Consider the following 19,552-nt stretch of genomic DNA (forward strand, 5'->3'; position numbering starts at 1 on the left):
TTTGTCGTAAGCGTTTCAGAATTATTTGTAGTACGTTACTCAGTTCTCTTTGGATAGCCAATCAGGTAAGTTATTGGTACAAAGCCATTCCTCTTCGTTCCCGCTTGCCAGTGATAGTCCTTCACTCGTAGCCGCTTTGACATCTGGAATAGCTCATCCTTCGAGTAAGCACGTAGGCATGACATGAGGCCGTCAAACCAGAGCATAAACGGAACAAGTGGTATGAAATAGGTCCAGATAATTCGTGTCCAGCGGAAGGGCCGAATCGCTGGCGTAATAAACAGAGTGACCATGGGAAGAAAGCAGATCGCGAGCATGACTCTGATATCTCTTTTTGCGCCCTCAAAGATAGCAATTCCCTGGCGATGCGTTGCTGCATCCCAGAGTATTCTTCGCGCATCGTTGGGTGAAAAATGATGAAATGAGGAAAATATGGTGCGAAATCCGCTGAAATCCCTAGGGACCTCTAGCGCCGAGACAGGCTGTGCGTAAAAGTTCAAATATTTACATTCAGAACTGGCCCGCTCAAACCCTTCGGTATTGGGGTGAAGATCGGTTAACAAGACAGTTATCTTGTAAGCCTGTTCCTCCTCGAAATTGCGCGCCAATTGCAACCAAGGTCCGCCTGCACCGGAGCAAAGGTCGATCACGTGATTTGTTCCAGATTTTTCTAATGCCTGACGAAGCAGCGGAACGATTGGCCGATAGGAGTCGAACATCATCCAGATGGCCTGGAGCGCATCAGTGAATAGATTCCGCAAAATAGCGGGGCACCAACGATGATCGTGGATCTCGAAAAGCTCAAAGCGGCGCATATCAAAGAGTACGGTGTTGGAATTCCCTAATTATCTACTCTACTGCGCTATTCTGCCCGACCTTCGAATAGAACTGCCGCCCTCAGCCTTCCCCAGCAGGTGAGTAGCGGCACGTTCAGCCGAAGTTGCGCCGCAGCGATGCCATGTCTCGCGACTCTCCCTTAGCAGGCGAATGATAAGGAGGCACTACATCGGACAGGCGTGGATCTTCCGAGGTGGGACCGTTGTCGACGATGGCCTCGGCCGCCACAGATGGAGCCCGACGACCTCACTCGTCGTTCTGTTCAGTCCAAAACGCCTGAGTAGTCTCTGCGGTAGGTCGACTGCATACTTTGCGCGCGTCCCGGCAACATAGAGGAGTCGGAGCGAAAGAGGCGATGATTCAAGAAGCCTTCCAGCTTCCCACCGAAACAGCCCTTCACTTCCCAGCTAACCTGAGTAATGAGAGTTTAGCAGGCGTTAGGCAGGGAAGCTTCTCGTGGTTGGACCCAACTCGGCAGCGCAAGTTCACGTGTCACCGGAGTTGGCGGCACGTTGTCGAGAAGTTGAGGGCAGGTGAGACCGTGGAGTTTCCGAATCAGTACGAATACAACCGTATGTTGCCTGAGCCAACGCATAGAAACATGTCAGTCTTTGAATTCAGTGTTTATTCGCGCACGATTGAAGAGACTTTGATGAAAAGCGGTATCAGACGGCTAAAAGTCGACGGAACTCCTGATCAAAGATGGCGGGAGCCTCTAGAAGCGGTGGTCTACAACGCAGGCAAGTACTTGTCCTGATCACAGGCAACCACAGCAATTTATGGCAGCCAATAAGAGATAAAACCGTACTAAGACAACACCGTTTGGGCGCTACATTCGACGAAAAAGCCCGGTTTTATCAACCCGTTTAGGTGAAATTACCAGAACTGCAAAACCTTTATGCGTGCGATTCCGACCCGCGCCTCCAACATCTTCTCAACAACTTAGAGCGATTAGTTCAAGCGGCTTTTTCGCCGTGGCAGCCAATAAGGCAGCCAATTGGAAATAAGCCCAAACTAATCAGCAGCATGAGCGGCCACCGGAGAGGAAAATCCGCCTCCCAACTGCCCGCTCATCGTCGCGGCCGCCATGTCCACCGAAGCATCGAGGACATGCATGCGTAGAAGCCGAGAAGAATGTCAGGACGCAAGTGCCCAAGGCGTTAGTGCGCTGCCTTGATCGGAACCCGCGCCTCCACCATTTGTGTCGCTCCCTCAGTACCGCAGGAGACGCCACGTGATGTGCGGAAGGCCCAGGGCTGTCTGCGACTGGCTGACTCACCCTGCCAAGAAAGTCTTCCTATCGGATCGGGCCAGATTCATCCCCTTACCCGGTTTTCTTGACAAGGAGACAGGGTCCCTGCTATTCCAGCAAAAAACTCAAGACGTGTATTAGACATTCTAATTTCCCTTTATTAACGGAATCAGCCGTGCCCACCCGAGCACGGCTGATATGCCCCCTTTGCTTAGAAGGTTATCTTTCCCGCAAGCTCTGTTACGCGGTTTCCGGTTGCATTTCCATTTGTAAAGTTAATGTGACCAAAGTCCGCGTTTGAAATATTGCTGCTCGGATTCCCGAATTGAGGGGTATTGGTGAGACTGAATGCCTCTGCACGCAGCTCAAGTCCAACTCTTTCTGTAATTGCAAATTTACGAAAGAGCGCACCATCCAGGTTGAAGTAGCCCGGTCCGATATAGGCATTCTGGCCGCTATTTCCAAGCCCAGAGATGCCCGTTGTTGCGGCGGAGGGCTGAGTGAAGGACGACGGATCGAACCACAGATTATTTCCTACCCCTTTCAGCCTATGAAAGGTTCCATTGGTGTTTGCCAACTGCGTCGAGTTGCCCGGAGCATTCAAGCTGGCGGTGCTGGCCGTTACGGAGAATGGCGTTCCCGCTTCGAGAGACAGAACACCGGTGAGTTGCCATCCGCCAGCTACCCAGCTTGCCACTCCACCGTTGAGCCACTTCTTGCCTTTCCCGAAGGGAAGCTCATAGATCACGCTTTGAACTAAAGTATGTTTTCGATTGTTCGACAATGTTGAATAGTTGCGAGAAAAGTCCGTGTAGAAGTTTGTGCCGCCAACACCACTATCTTTCGAGGTCGTATAACCCATCGCTTTTTGATAGGTGTAGGAGGTAGTAGCGGACAAACCATTGGTGAAACGACGATCAAGTTTCACCTGGAGCGAATTGTAGTTCGATCCAGCCTGCTTGAAGATATTCGTTGCGGCAGTTCTTTTGAATTGCGCATATTGCGGTTGCCCCGCAGCACCGGCTCCTGCTATAAGCCCCGCGTTCAGGTTATAACCCTGAGGTTGCCGTATACCGACGTTTCCGACATAAGCGACATCGAGCACAAATCCACCTGGAAGAGAGCGCTGTACCGCCGCATTGAATGAATGAGTATAGGGAGCCTTCCAATCGGTCGGCACGGTGTAATAAGTCGATGCAAGCAACTGAGGCGTGTTTGCCGGAATAATTCCGTTGGCCGGAATGGTGGCAATAAAAGGAGCAGGAAACCCGGCGGCCATGGATGCGCCAGAGCCATCCGGCTCCAGTGCCTGAGTGTAAGAGCTTAGAGACTGAAATGCATTGTTCTGCTTCAGAGGATAGTTGGTGGCATAGAGATTCAGGTTATCCGGCCAGGACTGATAGCTGATTCCATACCCTGCGCGGACCACCGTTTTGTTGTCCAGACGATAGGCCAGGCCATAGCGAGGAGCGAAGTAGTAGTATCGCGTCTTCATTCCAAGGTTGGCAGGATTACCGCCAATTCCTGCGATGACCAATGAATTTGTCGTCGGATCGTAATTGGAGTAATCCCCATTCCGCCGTGCGGTTGGCGGAACGTAAAGCTCCCATCGCAACCCAAGAGTCAAAGTGAGTTTCGATGTCGCCTGCCATGTGTCCTGACCATAGGCGAAGACCTGCGACTCTCTCCACGAGGCGTCCTGTACATTGACATCGCGTCCGACCTGGTTCGGGGTATCCAGAAGGAAACTTGCGAAATCATTTGCCTGCCCTGTTCGCGGCGCAGTCCCGGAGTTCACTTTGAGTCCCGTCTGGCCATCGCGGAACTGAAAGACGCCTCTCTGTCCGAATACCTGTCCCTGCTGAAGATCATCGCGAACGCGACGGTAATTTACACCGAACTTCATACTGTGATTTCCCTTGATCAGGGTCCAGTTGTTGGAGAGGTCGATGTTGGTTTCGCCGCGGTTCCAGGGATAGGAGGCTGATGAACCAAGGATCGGGGACGAATAGCCCGCGATATCAATCCCAGTCATTCCACTGGTCAGATCGTCGACATTGACTCCGGGAATGCCCACCGCGGTTGAAGCCGTTGTGCCATAGCCAACAGGAAGAGCGACATTTTTGTAATGGTTGAGTCCCAGGCGAATTTCTGTCAGCAAGGTTGGGGCAAAGACATGGGTGTAGTTGAAGGCGGTGTTGTATGCGGTCTGCGTTCCAAGAGCATTATTCGCACTTTGCGCAGGTCCACCGTTCTGGCCAAAGATCGCGCTCTGATTCTGCGTGACTTTTTGCCAGCTGTAACGATAGGAGACGTGATCCTGCCCATGAGGATTTGCATCGGCCTTGACGTCGAAGGAGTTCGTGTCGCGGGTGAACTTCGTGTTCTGTGAGTAGTTGTTCGTCAGACCTGCCCCCGGAACATTGGGTAGAGGGATAAGAGCCAGAACGTTCTTCGCGATCGGGCTGATTCTGGCCGGATCTATCACATTGGCGTGACCCTGATAGTTGAACTGCGACCTCCCAGTTCCATCCGGATTCCCGGTTTGAGGGTCGTAGATATTGAATCCGCCCGCGCTTAGATCACCGTTACGAAATGCGGCGGTAGGCACAGTGATGGTATTGAACTGCCCCTGATGATCGGCCACATGTAGGTAGTCGCCAAAGAGAAACAGCTTATTGCGGATGACCGGTCCACCGATGTTGGCTCCGTAGTAGTTATAGGTACTTACGGGATTGGGGCCAGTCTGGAAATAGGTTTTGGCGGCCAACGCACTGACGCGATTGAACTCGTATGCTGCGCCATGAAATTCATTTGTTCCTGATTTCAGAATGATATCGGTTACGGCTCCGCCCACTCTTCCGAACTCAGTCTGATAATTGCTGGTCGCTACACTCACACTCTGAATCGCTTCGCTGGGAGGAATAAGAACCTGTAGCAGACCGGAACGTTCGTTATCGTCAATTCCTTCGATCACGGTGTTGTTGGCAAGCCGAGACTGCCCGTTGACTTCTGTCGAAAGAGACGCTTGTGCATTGAAGAAGTTGGAGTGCTGAAGATGAGGCTTCGTGGCACCTGGCACAAGCGCGAGCAACCCTTGGACATTTCGATTAGTCGTCAGGGGGAGATCTTCCGCCTGCTGAGACGAGATGTCGATTCCGACGTCCGCACGGTCCGTTTTCAGAGCTTCGGGGGCCGAAGAGATCGTAATGCTTTCTGTCGCGGCACCTATTTCGAGTGTTACGTCAACGCGCATAGTTGTATTTACCAGAAGCACTCTATTTTCAATCTTGGCCTGTTTGAAGCCGCTTTGTCCCGCAACGATGTCATACGTACCAGGTTGCAGGGCTTCAAAGTCGAAATTGCCGCTCTCGTTCGTTTGAGTGCTTTTGGTAGCCCCACTCTTTGTCTCTGTAATGGTTACAGTCGCGCCAGGAATGGCTGCCTTGGATGGATCTGTAACGGTGCCCACAAGATTTGCATTGACCGCTTGCCCAAAGCCGAGGCATGAGGAGCCCAGTAGCAGCAGAACAACACTCAATAACACAGGTTTACGTTGCATAATGAGAGACCTCCAGAAATTCAGGAATAGTTGCAATAGTTTGAAATATGTATTATTTAAATCTTTCAGCACTTCCCTGCCTATGAGCGCCCGTTCTACTGAACGGAATGGTGCTGCCCCATTGCCGATACTGTGCGGCAATGGACTGCGCTGCTTATTGGTTCTTGAATAAGACGTATTGTTTGGTACTCATTCGGCGAGAGGGAAGAAACAAGAAGTACTGTCTGGGTGTTATAGATGCGGTTCCCAACCCTTTTCGTAGTCGCGTCCCCAATACTTCATAGCGTCTGAATCATTCACAATGTGGCCCGTTGCTGGATCAATCTTGAGTGCCCGCTGTACTTCCCAGGCTATATTTGACAGCTGGAGCATCGTGACGGATATATTGCCTGAAGAAACAGGTTGCGTAAGCTTTTCTTTACCTCTGATTGCAGCGATAAAGTTCGCAAAGTGACTATCCGTCATAGTGTCAGCCCCCGTTGTATCCGAAGACGCCGCGGCTGTTCCTATCATATGTTCACTGGTTTTTTTGCCCTGCAAGTCGTAGACCTCGTAACCTCCCGTATCAACGACGACGCTACCAGTAGTACCAACAATGACAGCTCCCCGATCACGGTTATGGAGCTTCATCCCATTGCAGCTATTGCTTTCCCATACTATCGATTTGCCATCGTATTCAAAGGCAGTATTCAACGTATCGTAGAACTGCCAGTCATCCTGAAACTGATACCTGCCACCGGATGCAGTGACATGATTGGGAAGATCCACATCGAGGGCCCAGCGGCATACGTCCACTTCATGGGTTCCATTATTCAATGCCTCCCCGGTTCCCCAAATCCTGAACCAATGCCAGTTATAAGGCTGAACGTTATCCTTGTAAGGCTGCCGGGGAGCAGGCCCCTGCCAGAGATCCCAATCAAGAGTTGCAGGAATCGGAGCTGGCTTGCCTACTCCGATTGATTTGCGGGTATTGCTGTACCATGCCTTCGCGTAATAGGTCCGGCCAACCAGGCCTTCGTGAATCTGTTTTACGAGATCGATATAGAGTTGCGAAGAACGTCGTTGCGTTCCCATCTGAACCTGTTTGCCATATTTCTTCTGAGCTGCGACAAGGAGCGCTCCTTCAGCAGGGTTATGGCTGCAAGGCTTCTCGACATAGACGTGTTTTCCCGCCTGGAGTCCTCTGATTGCCATTGGCGCATGCCAATGATCCGGTGTCGCTATCGTGATGGCGTCTACATCCTTGGACGCCAGAATCTTCCGGAAGTCCTTATCATTTGCGGGAGCATACCCAAGATTTTTTTCTACGCTGCTGGAGTATTTCTGAAGGATATTGCTCTCGACATCACAAACGTGAGTAATACGTGCATTTTTCTGATTTGCCTTGAGTGACGATAGATGAGCATAAGCACGGCCATGGAGACCGATCACCGCGAAGTTTATCCGCTCGTTCGATCCAATAATCTGACCATAGCTCTTTGCCGTTGTACTGACAGCTAATCCTGCCGCTCCAGTTGCAAGGGTATCGAGAAATTCACGTCGCGAGATCATTTTCCTCCCTAAAGCTTTTTCTGCGGGTGGCAGTGGAAATTGAAAAACTTTGCCGAACAACAGTACATGACCGAGGGTAATTAATACAAACTGGAAACAATACTTTCTACTGACGTCCTTCAATATTTGGAAAATGACAATCGACTGTGTGTTTTAGACTTGGTCTTCAAGGAGGCCACACACACCTCGACGTTCTCGACTGCCTCTCGCTCGGCACATCACGTCGGCTTGCACTGCAACTGAATTGCTCTCTGAGTGCTGAGTCTAATGGCGATACGGCGAGCCCTCCCGATACGCAAAGTTCGAGGAGCGTCATCGATCGCCTGGGAAGCGCTCGAACGTACTCCGTTTCCAGGTCAACCTTTCACTCTAATGTGCGACTTCGGATCGCAGCTTCCAAATTTGCGCTTAGCTTACTGGCAGCCGTTCGAACAAACAAGAATCTTGGCTGAAGTCGCAACTGCCTACGATGGCATGATGGCCCTAGCATTCGGACCAGACTTCAAGGCTGAAAGTACAACCGCGGTATGTCAGACGTGCTGAACTTCGGCTGCGCATTGGATGATTTTGTAATATCCACGCATCATGAAGCCTTTGTACATATCATCGGTGAGGCTTTCAAAGTGAGCTCGTTCCCCGTCATAAACCCTCGGTTGTGATGCTCGAATACGACTCAAGGAGCGATTCTGCGATCTCGCATGAATCCAGAATTTCGACCGGCACCTGTGCATTTCTGACAAAACAATTACAAGCGCCCAGCCTCAGAGTGAGTTCGTTGAACCGAAGAATAGCTAGAGGTTCACTTTCTTCCTACACAGCTGATCCGGAGCATAAGACCCGCCCTCGTCATGTGTCAGCGAGAGCAACCTCGAATATGCTGAACGGATCTTCCGCTCGATTCCTCACGTCGGCTGCGCGAATCCGATCTCGTACAATGCCGGGTAAACCCCGATCACCCTGTCATCCTGGTAGATTTGAACGCACGTATTCTCGCGAACGGCCAATCTATAACTCCCGCCCTTCAGAGGTTCAGTATCCTTCAGCTTCTGCCACTGCCCTGCATACCAGTAGAAAGCTCCCTCTGTCGAAATCCGCAGCCAGTAGCGATTACACATCGTGCAGCCGCTACGTGCAAACACACGCAGCACGCACTCCTCAACTGCACCCATGCCAGCAGCAATGTTCGCTTCCACTGTAAAGCCACGCGAGAGATCGATCGCCTCCATCGCCACCCACGCGTTCACTCGACCACAGCGTCGGCGTCCTGCGATACAAGGGTTGGTTGCAAATTATGCCAAGCCTCTCCATATGGAGGAGTTCGCCGCGGATAGGAGTTTCGCTCCATCACCAGTTCAGAGCGGTAACCGGGATGAGCCGTTGCAATTCCAGAAACAACTCCAGCTACGCGCAGCGCGGGAGCTAGTGCTATGGGGACGGTCTCAATGCGATCAGCGCTCTGCTACAGGGTGTCCTGAACGCGTCCGCTAACCAGCGCCATACCATGGTTCAAGAATCAATATGCCAGACGGACGTATGGGCGATCCGGTCATGAAGCGGGGCTATATTAAGATTGAATCGATGAGAAGATCGGTGCGTCTCGGCAATCTGGCGGCCAGCGATAAGCTCACATCTGCTTCGCTTTTGATCGATCGTGGGAACGATCCTGCTTCTCGCGGAAACGTTGGTAGCGGTCAAGAAGGGATGCAGGTCCGCGGGCCCGCAGAAAAACGAGGTTACCTTCAAAGCGTTTCTCGTCGATAAGAGCTCCGCCTTCAAGCGAGGCGAGGATAGAGCCTTCGGATTGCGGAAATCTGAAACTAAATTCGACGAGCGGGTCGACCTTCAGCGCGGCATCAATAGCAATCAGCAGCTGTTCAAGGCCGGTGCGCTGGAGCGAGGAGACTGGAACCCTCCCTTGACCGTTGGAGAGATGGACGCGTTCCAGCGACGGAACGAGATCGATCTTGTTTAAGACATAGATGACCCGCTTGTTCGAGACCCCTAACTCGGCTAGTACTCTTTCGACTTGAGTTTTTTGTTCTTCTCCAATGGGACTGGCAGCGTCCTGAACATGGAGAAGGATTTCGGCTCGCTCGACTTCTTCGAGAGTGGCCCGAAAGCTTGTAACGAGGGTGTGGGGAAGATTGCGGATGAAGCCGACAGTATCAGAGAGTAGGATCTTGCGGCGAGAAGGAAGCTGCAACTGCCGCAGCTTGGAGTCCAGAGTAGCGAACATGCGAGCCGATTCGAGCACGCCAGCTTCAGTAAGAGCATTGAAGAGAGTGCTCTTGCCAGCATTGGTATAGCCGACAAGAGCAACCACAGGCACCGGTACGGCCTCGCGTCGCTGGCGCTGCTGTTGGCGGATGCGCCGCACGGCCTCAAGCTGGCCCTTAATATGGTCAATCCGCAGATTGATTTTTCGGCGATCAGTCTCGAGCTGGGTCTCACCAGGGCCGCGGGTGCCTATACCGCCGCCAAGCTGTGACATAGCGCGACCACGTCCAGCTAGACGGGGCAACTGATATTCGAGCTGAGCAAGTTCTACCTGAAGCTGGCCTTCGCTGGTCTTGGCGTGGCGGGCGAAGATGTCAAGGATGAGCTGAGATCTGTCGATGACGTGGCAAGGCAGCCTCGCTTCGATGTTGCGGAGCTGAGAAGGGGTTAGGTCATGGTCGAAGAGAACCAGCGAGGCATTGGTTGAGGCAACGATCGTAACAATCTCGTCGAGTTTGCCTTGGCCGACAAGGCTAGATGGATCTGGCTTCTGGCGCCGTTGCACCATAGTAGCGGCGATAGAGGCGCCAGCTGATCGAGCGAGTTCCTCGAACTCCGCACGACTAGCGTCAAAGTCAAGGACCGGGGCAGCGGAGAAGTCTTCTTCACCCGCCACAACAGTGGCCGCGGCGCGGGCAAGTCGAGCGGCAGCCGTGAGCTGCTTGCGCTTACGAATTTCATCGGTGAATTCGACCAAGACAAGCACAGCAAGTTCTTGCTGTGTCTGCGAGGTACGGAGTTCTCGGGCGAGGAGCGCCTCTTTCTGGGCCTCGATCGCTTTAACAAGACTATGTGAGACGGTTTTTCCGCGATTTCGTCGTGGTGGCGCTTTCTCCGCAGGGTCGTCAAACAAGTTCTTTTTACGGGTCAAAATCGTCTCAATTCAGGACAAGATTTCTAATTCATTTTCAATGATACTGGCCGATCAGCAACAGTTCCCTACTTCTATCCTTGTCGAACTGCGGAAAACCGAATTGGCTCACCCTCTCTTCGCGAGCGGCGGCGAGATCCACGGAAATTCACGCAGTAGTGTAAGCCAGTCGGCTTCGTGCCATCGCCTAAGACGTGTCTAAGGTGGGCATCGTTCAGACTGGCCGATACAGCCGTACGCGCATTCCGATTAGAGCCTCTGAGCGTCTGTCGCAGAGCTTATCCAAACCATTGCATTTGTCCTTGGGGCATCCCCTGACCCCTATAAGATGATCGATGTTTTTATTTCTTGGTCGCGCGATTAGAAGGAAGCAGGCTTGTTTATATGCATCGCTGCGGTGGCGGCTTTCGCCGAAAGGCCAATTTTCTTGAGTAGGGCCCGCAACTGATCCTGCTCTTGCTGGGTTAACACGGAGGTCACTGCTTCGATGTCCTGCGCGTGTTGTGAGTACAACTGGGATATGAAGGCCCGGCCCTCGCCAGTTAGCTTCACGATTTTGCTACGTCGGTCACTATCTGAGCTCTGGCGAATCACCCAACGCCTTTCTTCAAGGCGATCTACGGCGGCTGTCATGGAAGCGTTCGCGAGCAACACCTTTTCGCCTATAGCAGAAATTGGCAGTGGCCCTTTGTGCAATAAAACTTCCAGCACCATAAAATCGCTCAGGCCTAATCCTTCGGCCTCGATGCAGCCTTGGACGTAGGATGCCAGGGCGCCATGGGCTCTCGCCAAGATTACCCACAGCTTGGGACCTGTCGTAGGGGCGTCGGATTGGGCGGACTTCCGCATAGGTGATGCGTTGAAGATGCTTCGACGTCGAAATAAGATTCAGAACGATGTTAGCCTACTTTTGAATCTTTTACTTCGATATCGAATCTTACTATACCGAAGGAGTTGCCAAAATGCCGACCAAGCCAATCGTAGGACTTCATCACGTGACCGCCATAGCCGGCGACCCGCAGCGAAATCTAGACTTCTATACCGATGTACTCGGTCTGCGTTTCGTCAAGAAGACGATAAACTTCGACGATCCTGGAACTTACCACTTTTATTTCGGCGATGATGCCGGAACCCCTGGAACCATTCTCACATTCTTCCCGTGGCCTCAAGCCACCGGCGGGAAGGCCGGAGCAGGCGAAGTCACACACACGGCGTTCAGCGTTCCTCCTACTTCAATCTCCTATTGGGAACGGCGGCTTGCTTCGAAGAATGTCTTAGTTGAGAGCAAAGAAGAGCGTATGGGCGAGACCGTCCTAACGTTTAGCGATCCGGACGGCATGAAGATCGAACTTGTCGGTCATGCAGAGTCGGGTGTTCTGAAAGCGCCGCGCTTTGCTGATGTTCTACGGGAGCATGCGATCCAAGGCTTCTTCGGCGTTACCATGCTCGAGCGCGACGCACGCCAGACTGAAGCCGCTCTCGCGCTGCTGGGCTTCCATAAGGTGGCAGAGGAGGTAAACCGGTTGCGCTTTTCGGCTGCCGGGGACGCGCTGGGCAACCATCTCGATGTAGTGGTCGATCCCAACGTCGGTCGCGGCCGTCTCGGAGCGGGCAGTGTGCACCACATAGCCTTTCGGTCAGAGTCTTACGAAGACCAGAAGCAGTGGAGTGAGCTGATTGGTCAGTATCTTGGCGTATCCCCAGTGATGGAGCGTGACTACTTCCGGTCGATCTACTTTCGCGAGCCGGGTGGAGTACTTTTCGAACTCGCAACGGATATTCCGGGGTTTGCCGTCGACGAACCGCTTGAGTCTCTGGGTGAGGAGTTGCGAGTGCCGGAATGGCTTAGCGCGAACCTCGTCCCCCTAACGCAGCATCTGCCTGCGGTGACGCTGCACAAAGCCCACAAAGAGGTGGGGGTATGACGAACAACACACATGACGGGGGTGCCGTACTTCAGGCCGGAATTCCACTCGATAAGGCGAGGCTGGCAGTGGTGCTCCTGCATGGTCGTGGCAGTACAGCCGAGGACATACTCGGACTGGGCTCCGCATTCGAACTCTCCAATGTGGCTTATCTCGCTCCACAGGCTGCAGGACACACCTGGTATCCGCTATCGTTCCTCGCGCCGCGAGAGGCAAATGAGCCGTATCTCAGCTCTGCGCTGGCGAAGGTGGAATCGATCGTCCGGTCACTTGAACAAGTGGGCTTTGGCAGGGACCGCATTGTCATCGCGGGATTTTCCCAAGGAGCTTGCCTGTCGACAGAATTTGTAGCCAGCCATCCAGCGCGATATGGAGGATTGATCGCCTTTACAGGAGGTCTGATAGGACCGCCAGATTCACTGCACACTCCTGCTGGAAAACTTGATGGCACACCTGCGTTGCTGTGCGGCGGAGACCCCGATTCCCATGTGCCATGGCGGCGCGTGGAGGAGTCGGCGGCAATCCTGAGCACAATGGGCGCGAAAGTCACGACGAAGCGCTACCCCGGCCGGCCTCATACGATCACGCAGGAGGAGATTGAACTGGGCCGCAGTCTGCTTCTCACGATCGGTGGATAAGAACTCGTACAGGAAATTAGTCCTGGGCTGGTAGAAAGAGAAACCGGTTCCTCAGATCCGAACGAACAAACAACGAAAGGAATATCCGTCATGTCCACAAGCACAGCCGCACCAGCTTCCACCATCACCTGGAAGATCGATCCCGCGCACTCGCACGCAGAGTTCAAGGTGAAGCACATGATGATTTCAAATGTCAAAGGCAGCTTCAGCCGCCTGAGTGGAATTTTAATCGAGGATACAACCGATCCCACGCTTAGCCAGGTCGAAGCCACCATCGATATCAGCTCTATCAGTACGGGCGATGATCAACGTGATGCGCACCTGAAGAGCGCGGACTTCTTTCATCATGAGGAGCACCCGGTGATGACCTTCAAATCTACGAAGGTCGAGAAGAAAGGCAACGAAGAATATGCCGTAACTGGCGATCTGACCGTTCACGGAGTTACCAAGCCTGTGACGTTCATCGTGGAAGGGCCGAGCGCACCTGGAAAAGACCCATGGGGCAACACGCGAATTGGGCTTTCCGCCGCTACGAAAATTAATCGTAAGGACTTTGACTTGACCTGGAACGCTGCTCTGGAAACGGGCGGGATTCTGGTTGGCGAAGACGTGCAGATCTCGCTCGAGGCCCAATTCATTAAGACCTAAACTGCGGCGCTCGGGAGTTGTCTGACAGCGAATGGGCGTGGTGATCACCACCGCGCCCCCGTCTCTATTTTTCCTCGATTGTGACGTTCGCCGGCCGCATTGAATCTCTATGTCGAGGCGACTGATTGCCCTAATCGTAGCCTTACTGTCCACTTACCTGTTCCGCGCGGCAGTCATTGACGTCACCAAAAACTCCAAAGCTTATCGGCCTCTTTTGTTCTTCTTGCCTCGGCTCAGGAACCAGAACGACTAATGGCGAGGCGTACTTCTACTTCACTGAGGGTGACGCCTCAAATTATTAGGTAAGGATAGCTCTCGATTCCCGCAAAACCCTATCCCCAAATAGCTCTTTATTATCCAAAAATGCGGCCCGTTGTTTACCAAGTCCCTTGGGGCTGAGGAGATGACATTCGTCTTTCGAACAAACTAATCGCTCTCAACTATCCGTTTAGGCCAATCTCTTGCAAACGATGGTGTACTGCATCGTCAAACAGTGCCGTGTATCGCTGACCAGTTTTGCAACGATGTAAAGTGTTGCTCTCTCCCAATTCAAAACGAAACTACGCCATTAGCGGTTTTGGGAAACGCCGCATGATTGCCTTTTAACATTCTGCGCTGCACCCTAGGCTGTTCAAGCGGTGTTGCACAATCAGGGGCGGCGTTCTATGAGGAGGGGGATGCCGTGTTTTGGGCGCAAGCTGATGGCGGGGTTGAGAGCCATGTCGAGGGGTGCTCCGAGTGGTGGCCTCAGCCGCCAGTCGCGTGCGATGGTGGCGAGGGAGAGGACACCCTCCATCCAGGCAAGACCTTCGCCGATGCATTGACGACTGCCCCCTGCGAATGGAAAGAAGGCGAATCGAGGACGCGACTTTGCAGCCTCTTTGGCGTCGGGAGAGAAACGGTCGGGATCGAAGCGGAGAGGTTCAGGGTAGAAGCGCGGATCGCGGTGAACGACAAACTGAGGAGCCGCAATGACGTTTCCCGGCTGGATTTTGTAGCCGGCGATCTCGTAAGGCTCGGCGCAGGTGCGAACGGTGACCCAGACGGGCGGGTAGAGACGAAGGACCTCTGAGAAAACCTGTGTGGCGTATGGGAGCCGGCTGTAGTCGTCGGCGGTGGCGGAGCGGCTGCCAAGGACGGCGACGGCTTCCTTGTGGAGGCGAGTCTGAATGTCCTGGTGCTGGCCTAGGTTCCAGAGGGCGAAGCTGAGTGCGTTCGCGGTGGTCTCGTGGCCAGCTAGGATGATGGTCAAGCATTCGTCACGGACCTGCTGGTTGGACATGGTGTCGGTGGGGTCTTCTGGGTCGACGGCTTGGAGGAGCATGGAGAGAAGATCGCCGCGATCGCCGGGGTGTCTGCGGCGCTCATCGATCATGGGATAAATGATCGCGTCGAGGTCGGATTTGCCCTTCCAGATGCGCTTCATCGCTGGGATGGGGAGGCGCTGGACGATGTCGGAGAACGGCATGAGGGCGAGAGGAAGAAGCCCCATGAACGCGTCGACTGCAGAGGAGATGCGCTGAATCTTTTCGCGGGACTGAACGTCAAGATCGAAAAGGCATCTGCCGACGATGCGGAGGGCGAGCTCCAGCATGTCGTGGTGTAGATCGCGGACGACGCCGGACTGCCAGCGCTCGGAGATCGCGGTGGCATTTTGGCCGATAACTTCGCCATAAGCTGCAATGCGCTGTCGCAGGAAAGCTGGCTGCGCGAGGCGGCGCTGGCGCATGTGGAAAGGTTCTTCGCTGGTGAGGAGGCCGTCGCCGAGGACGATTTTGGCGCGTTTCATGACGATGCCGCGATGATGTTTGTTGACATCCCGGATGAGGAAGTCATCGATGAGGTCTGGGTGGTTGAGCTGAAAGATGTGGCGATTGAAGACTTGAATGTGGACGAGGTCACCGTAGCGTCGAGCGTAGTCGGTCATGGAATCGGTGGCGTTTTGACGGAACATACGGCCGGTGAGGAGGCGCGGAAGAAACGGCGGCCCTGCCGGGTAGATTGTGGAGGTACCGGGGCGGATGTCGAGTGCGGCTGCAGTCATGCGGGCCTCTGCTTCGCAGTTTAGACGCAGAGTGGCGGGTTCGTGTGGTTTGCCGACATTAGCCGACGATATTTACTGAAGTTTGAGACGAGACTTGCGGGCAACCTTATTTTCGTTGCTTCTCTTCACGAAATCACCTTTTTGCAACGGACTCTCTTCGCTTACCGAGGCGGGAGCCGCGTTGTCTGTGGGAGCATATCCACTAGCCGGGCGCGCAAAAAGCAAACTCATTCCTGAATCTATTTGTTGTGACGTGTATCATGAGGCATCTTGAAGGGACTCATGGCAATAAAAGGTGTTGGCTCGTGATGAATCGCCAATCCATTTCTTGAGCCGATCGAGAATCAAAAATCGAGGGCTGTCAAATTACATTCAGTTGTTTGACGGCGGATCCTCCGACAAATGTGCCGCGGCCCTTCTCGCGAATGACATAACCTTCTACCCGAAGTTCGTAAAGAGCCTGCCTAACCGTTAAGCGGCTGACCTCAAATGCGGCTCCAAGCTGCGCTTCCGATGGAATTACATCTCCGGCGGCAAACTCGCCATGTTCAATTCGCTCTACGAGCAGATCTTTAATCTGCTGGTAGAGCGGAACAAAGCTCTGACGATTGAGCCTGCAATCTGTAATTGCCATCCTCGGCGGCTGGTTCGCATGGTGCGCCAAGTTATCCTCCTCCTGCGTACGTTTTCGAGAGATGCTCTTACTCATCACGCAGGGCGACTATGAGATCTATCTTCGTTGCACGCGACGCAGGGAGGGCAGATGCTACCAACGCAAACGACAGCATGGCGACAGCAGAAAGTATCAGGACAAGTGGATCGAAGGGGCTGACTGCAAACAGAAAAGAACGCAAGAGGTTGGATACACCTGCCGCGGCAAGAAGTCCCAAGAGACATCCGATTGCACCGAGCTTCGCTGCGGAGGTAAGAACAAGGCGGAGTACGCCCTGGCGTTGACAGCCGAGCGCCATACGAATCGCAATCTCCTGCCCCCGCAAGGCAACCGAAAATGCGATCACGCTGTAAATTCCCAGCACCGCCAGCAGCAATGCAATCGTTGCAAAGGCTGAAATCAGCACAGTGTTGAATAAGCGTGGAGCTTCACTATCCGAGATCACGTCCTCCATCGTCCGCGCCCCGATAAGGGGAAGCTGAGGATCGATATTTTGTACTGCAGCGCGAAGCGAGTTCACCATTTGATCGGGAGGAGTGTCGGTGTGCAATACGATATGTGCGGAAGTCGGCGCCAACTCGCCGGCCGAAGCAAAAGCTCCCTCTGAAATGACTTGCTGGGATACAGGTTGATAGAACTGTTCTGCTGTTCCGCCATCGGGTGATCCGAGTTTTACGTCATCGACGACGCCGACTACAGTCAGCCAGGGGGTGGGAGTTTCGGCCATCCCGCGGCGGAGCCGCCTTCCTATAGGGTCCTGACCGCGCCAGAAGTGTTCGGCCAACTTTCGGTTAACGATCGTTACGGGCTGAGAATCTGCCTCGTCTGATTCCGTAAAAAATCGCCCCCGCAGCAAGCGGACCCCGAGCGCCTGCAATGGATCGCCCTGCATCAACGATACCGTCGCCATACTCAGTTCCGCACCCGTCTGAGGGATATACCCCTCTACCGTGATTGCGATCACCCCGTCATTCCCCGTCCCAGGCAACAAAGAAGTGATGCCTGCGGCCTTAACTCCCGGTAGCTGCCGTAGGTTCCGCAGCAAGGAGTCAGTAAAGGTGTCGATTGCAGCCTGAGTCGCATACCGCTTCTGTGGAAGGTCATAAAACGCGGAGAGCGTGTGGTCCACCTGAAAGCCAAGCTCGACGTTGCGCATCTTCTCAAAACTGCGCAAGAGCAGACCGGAAGCCGTTAACAGAACCAGTGCGACGGCGATCTCAGCGACAACGAGCGTCGACCGCAGCCTCCCGTGTCCACTACCAAGAGTACCGGTTCTTCCACCCTCCTTCAGTGTCTCGTTTACGCTGGTCTGTATGGCTGCGAATGCAGGGGCTAATCCGCAGACCAGACCTGTCAGGATAGCCAGACCGAGAGCAAAGGCGATGACGGGCCAATCCAATGAGATCTCGTGGATTCGCGGCAAGGTCTCCGGCAGCAGGCTGATGCCAATTCTAATGCAGGCCGCGGCAAAGGCTAATCCAACCACTCCTCCGGCGATACTTAACACCAAGCTTTCAACCACTGCCTGGCGTAACAGCATTGCGGCGCGCGCGCCTAGAGCGAGGCGAACGGCGATCTCTCTTCTCCTACGAATCGAGCGCACCAGAAGAATGCCAGCCAGATTCGTACAAGCGATCAGCAAAACAGTTGCAACTGCGAAAAGCAGGGCATGGACCAACGGTCGTGCCTGCGCCACGGTGTCTTCATGCAGGAGCTTTACATCTGACCGAATACGAAGACTCCGCATAAATCCCGGGTAGTTACGCATCGTCTCTTTAGCTACCAGCTGGGCATCGCTCTGTGCCTGTGCCGGCGTAATGCCGGGTTTGAGACGCCCCACCATGCGGGAATTCCATGATGCCGCGTAGCCTGCCGTGAATTCCTCCGGCTGCGGACTTAGCGGAACCCAAAGTTCACTGTTGTTTACGTGCCCGGGCACTAGGGGAAATTCAAAATCACGAGGCATGACCCCGATCACGAGATAGGGTTTACGATCGAGAAGGATCTTCGTGCCAAGAATCTTCTCATCACCATGAAGGCGTTCGCGCCACATGCCATAACTCAGTACAGCTACTAACTGATGCTGATCGTCTTCCTGCTGGGTAAACCAGCGCCCTACAAGCGGTGCAATATCCAGTGCCGGAAATACCTCTCCGCTCATTCTCGTCGCCCTCACACGCATGGGGTCACCGGTACCGGACAGTTCAAGACCTATTCGTTGATAGCCGCCTAAGTGGAGAAAGCTATGCGTGTCTCGCATATAGTTGCGAATGTCTGGAGCAGTGACTTGAGATTTGTTGCAGAAAGTGCAATGCGATCCGACAAGGTCATCGCCAAGGACAACCAAGTGATCAGGATCGGCAAACGGAAGGGGGCGCAGCAAAACTCCTTCTACGATCGAGAAGACCGCAGTAGTGGCGCCGATTCCGAATGCCAGCATGAGAATCGCTATGAGGGCGAATCCCGGGGATTTACGCAATTGGCGCAAGGTATATTGAACGTCCATCATGAGACTGGCCAGCCCCTGGTAGGCTCGTTCGTTGCGGTGCAGCTGCTTTACCTGTTCCAGTCCTCCATAGGTGCGCCTGGCCGCTCGCCGTGCCTCTTTCGGACTCATGCCCCGATTCAGAAAGTCGTCTTCCAAAAACTGAAGATGCGCAGCTATCTCTCTGTCCAATTCGGCTTCTGCTCTGGAATTGGCGAAGAGGCTAAAGAATCTAAGAAAAATGCGCCTCATATATCTCATCTCTATGACTCCTCAACGAGAAGCTTCTCGACAAGACTAGCCATCCTTCTCCATCGCTGGGTTTCTTCGCCAAGCGCCTTCTGGCCAGCTCGGGTAATTGCGTAGTATTTTGCTTCCCTGTTGTTCTCTGTTTTTCCCCAAGTCCCCTTGATCCATCCGTATTGCTCGAGACGTACCAGCGCCGGATAGAGGGTGCCTTGATTAAGATTAAGAAGACTGCCAGAGACCTGCTCAAGACGGTTTGCTATTTGGTAGGCGTGCTGCGAACCCATGCTGGCAAGCGTGCGCAAGACAATGAGATCCAGCGTTCCTTGAAGAAGTTGGATCGATACGATCTCTTTACTTGGCATCCCAGTGCTTCCTCCTACTGAGAGGGTCCCGCGTCGTCTACTTGTTTGTCAAGTGAAACCTATCCAAATGTGTGTAGCGATCAGCGATGGATATGCGCTGATCGCCGGCTGACCGGTAACCGCTCCCCCGATCTTGACTCAGCGAGCATCGCCGGGCGACAAGGTATTGAAGCATCCG

The 19,552-nt window shown here is 53.7% G+C and carries 13 protein-coding genes; 3 read left to right on the plus strand and 10 right to left on the minus strand.

Going from position 1 to position 19,552, the window contains the following annotated elements:
* Positions 1–35: 35 nt before the first annotated feature.
* From AC5S26_RS11545 to AC5S26_RS11570, 6 genes are all read right to left on the minus strand, one after another.
* The gene (locus tag AC5S26_RS11545) at positions 36–815 is read right to left on the minus strand and encodes a class I SAM-dependent methyltransferase (RefSeq protein ID WP_494185040.1); all 780 of its coding nucleotides are present in this window, start codon (positions 813–815) and stop codon (positions 36–38) included.
* Between the two features lie 1,485 nt (positions 816–2,300).
* On the minus strand, positions 2,301–5,651 hold the full coding sequence (locus AC5S26_RS11550) for a TonB-dependent receptor (protein WP_494185041.1): 3,351 nt from the start codon (positions 5,649–5,651) through the stop codon (positions 2,301–2,303).
* A gap of 231 nt (positions 5,652–5,882) precedes the next feature.
* On the minus strand, positions 5,883–7,202 hold the full coding sequence (locus tag AC5S26_RS11555; RefSeq protein WP_494185412.1) for a Gfo/Idh/MocA family protein: 1,320 nt from the start codon (positions 7,200–7,202) through the stop codon (positions 5,883–5,885).
* Between the two features lie 902 nt (positions 7,203–8,104).
* Positions 8,105–8,446 (minus strand): hypothetical protein, encoded by a 342-nt coding sequence (locus AC5S26_RS11560; protein ID WP_494185042.1) that lies wholly within the window; start codon positions 8,444–8,446, stop codon positions 8,105–8,107.
* A gap of 380 nt (positions 8,447–8,826) precedes the next feature.
* Entirely contained in the window at positions 8,827–10,350 is a 1,524-nt protein-coding gene (gene hflX / locus AC5S26_RS11565; protein WP_494185043.1) for a GTPase HflX, read from the minus strand.
* 360 nt (positions 10,351–10,710) lie between these two features.
* On the minus strand, positions 10,711–11,199 hold the full coding sequence (locus AC5S26_RS11570; RefSeq protein WP_494185044.1) for a MarR family winged helix-turn-helix transcriptional regulator: 489 nt from the start codon (positions 11,197–11,199) through the stop codon (positions 10,711–10,713).
* A gap of 113 nt (positions 11,200–11,312) precedes the next feature.
* Here AC5S26_RS11570 and AC5S26_RS11575 point away from each other — a divergent pair, with 113 nt between their 5' ends.
* The 3 genes from AC5S26_RS11575 (at position 11,313) to AC5S26_RS11585 (ending at position 13,561) form a co-directional block, all read left to right on the plus strand.
* The gene (locus tag AC5S26_RS11575; RefSeq protein WP_494185045.1) at positions 11,313–12,275 is read left to right on the plus strand and encodes a ring-cleaving dioxygenase; all 963 of its coding nucleotides are present in this window, start codon (positions 11,313–11,315) and stop codon (positions 12,273–12,275) included.
* A complete protein-coding gene (locus tag AC5S26_RS11580) occupies positions 12,272–12,913 on the plus strand; it encodes an alpha/beta hydrolase (protein ID WP_494185046.1) in 642 nt (213 codons plus the stop codon). Before AC5S26_RS11575 ends, AC5S26_RS11580 begins: the two co-directional genes overlap by 4 nt.
* 90 nt (positions 12,914–13,003) lie before the next feature.
* The gene (locus AC5S26_RS11585; RefSeq protein WP_494185047.1) at positions 13,004–13,561 is read left to right on the plus strand and encodes a YceI family protein; all 558 of its coding nucleotides are present in this window, start codon (positions 13,004–13,006) and stop codon (positions 13,559–13,561) included.
* Positions 13,562–14,210: 649 nt separating this feature from the next.
* On the opposite strand, the gene AC5S26_RS11590 is transcribed toward AC5S26_RS11585, so the two are convergent.
* The 4 genes from AC5S26_RS11590 to AC5S26_RS11605 all read right to left on the minus strand — a co-directional run bounded on the left by AC5S26_RS11590 (position 14,211) and on the right by AC5S26_RS11605 (position 19,374).
* Complete coding sequence (locus AC5S26_RS11590; protein WP_494185048.1) at positions 14,211–15,605, minus strand: cytochrome P450; 1,395 nt, start codon at positions 15,603–15,605, stop codon at positions 14,211–14,213.
* Between the two features lie 361 nt (positions 15,606–15,966).
* Complete coding sequence (locus AC5S26_RS11595; protein WP_494185049.1) at positions 15,967–16,269, minus strand: GntR family transcriptional regulator; 303 nt, start codon at positions 16,267–16,269, stop codon at positions 15,967–15,969.
* A gap of 37 nt (positions 16,270–16,306) precedes the next feature.
* On the minus strand, positions 16,307–19,024 hold the full coding sequence (locus AC5S26_RS11600; RefSeq protein WP_494185050.1) for an ABC transporter permease: 2,718 nt from the start codon (positions 19,022–19,024) through the stop codon (positions 16,307–16,309).
* 2 nt (positions 19,025–19,026) lie between these two features.
* Entirely contained in the window at positions 19,027–19,374 is a 348-nt protein-coding gene (locus AC5S26_RS11605) for a PadR family transcriptional regulator (protein ID WP_494185051.1), read from the minus strand.
* Between the last annotated feature and the right edge of the window lie 178 nt (positions 19,375–19,552).

Source organism: Edaphobacter sp. FHG110511_03, from assembly GCF_059115365.1.

Coding starts and splice junctions, on each gene's coding strand:
- AC5S26_RS11580 (WP_494185046.1), top strand. CDS start 12,272: ATGACGAACAACACACATGACGGGGGTGCCGTACTTCAGGCCGGAATT.
- AC5S26_RS11600 (WP_494185050.1), bottom strand. CDS start 19,024: ATGAGATATATGAGGCGCATTTTTCTTAGATTCTTTAGCCTCTTCGCC.
- AC5S26_RS11545 (WP_494185040.1), bottom strand. CDS start 815: ATGCGCCGCTTTGAGCTTTTCGAGATCCACGATCATCGTTGGTGCCCC.
- AC5S26_RS11550 (WP_494185041.1), bottom strand. CDS start 5,651: ATGCAACGTAAACCTGTGTTATTGAGTGTTGTTCTGCTGCTACTGGGC.
- AC5S26_RS11590 (WP_494185048.1), bottom strand. CDS start 15,605: ATGACTGCAGCCGCACTCGACATCCGCCCCGGTACCTCCACAATCTAC.
- AC5S26_RS11605 (WP_494185051.1), bottom strand. CDS start 19,374: ATGCCAAGTAAAGAGATCGTATCGATCCAACTTCTTCAAGGAACGCTG.
- AC5S26_RS11585 (WP_494185047.1), top strand. CDS start 13,004: ATGTCCACAAGCACAGCCGCACCAGCTTCCACCATCACCTGGAAGATC.
- AC5S26_RS11570 (WP_494185044.1), bottom strand. CDS start 11,199: ATGCGGAAGTCCGCCCAATCCGACGCCCCTACGACAGGTCCCAAGCTG.
- AC5S26_RS11575 (WP_494185045.1), top strand. CDS start 11,313: ATGCCGACCAAGCCAATCGTAGGACTTCATCACGTGACCGCCATAGCC.
- AC5S26_RS11555 (WP_494185412.1), bottom strand. CDS start 7,202: ATGATCTCGCGACGTGAATTTCTCGATACCCTTGCAACTGGAGCGGCA.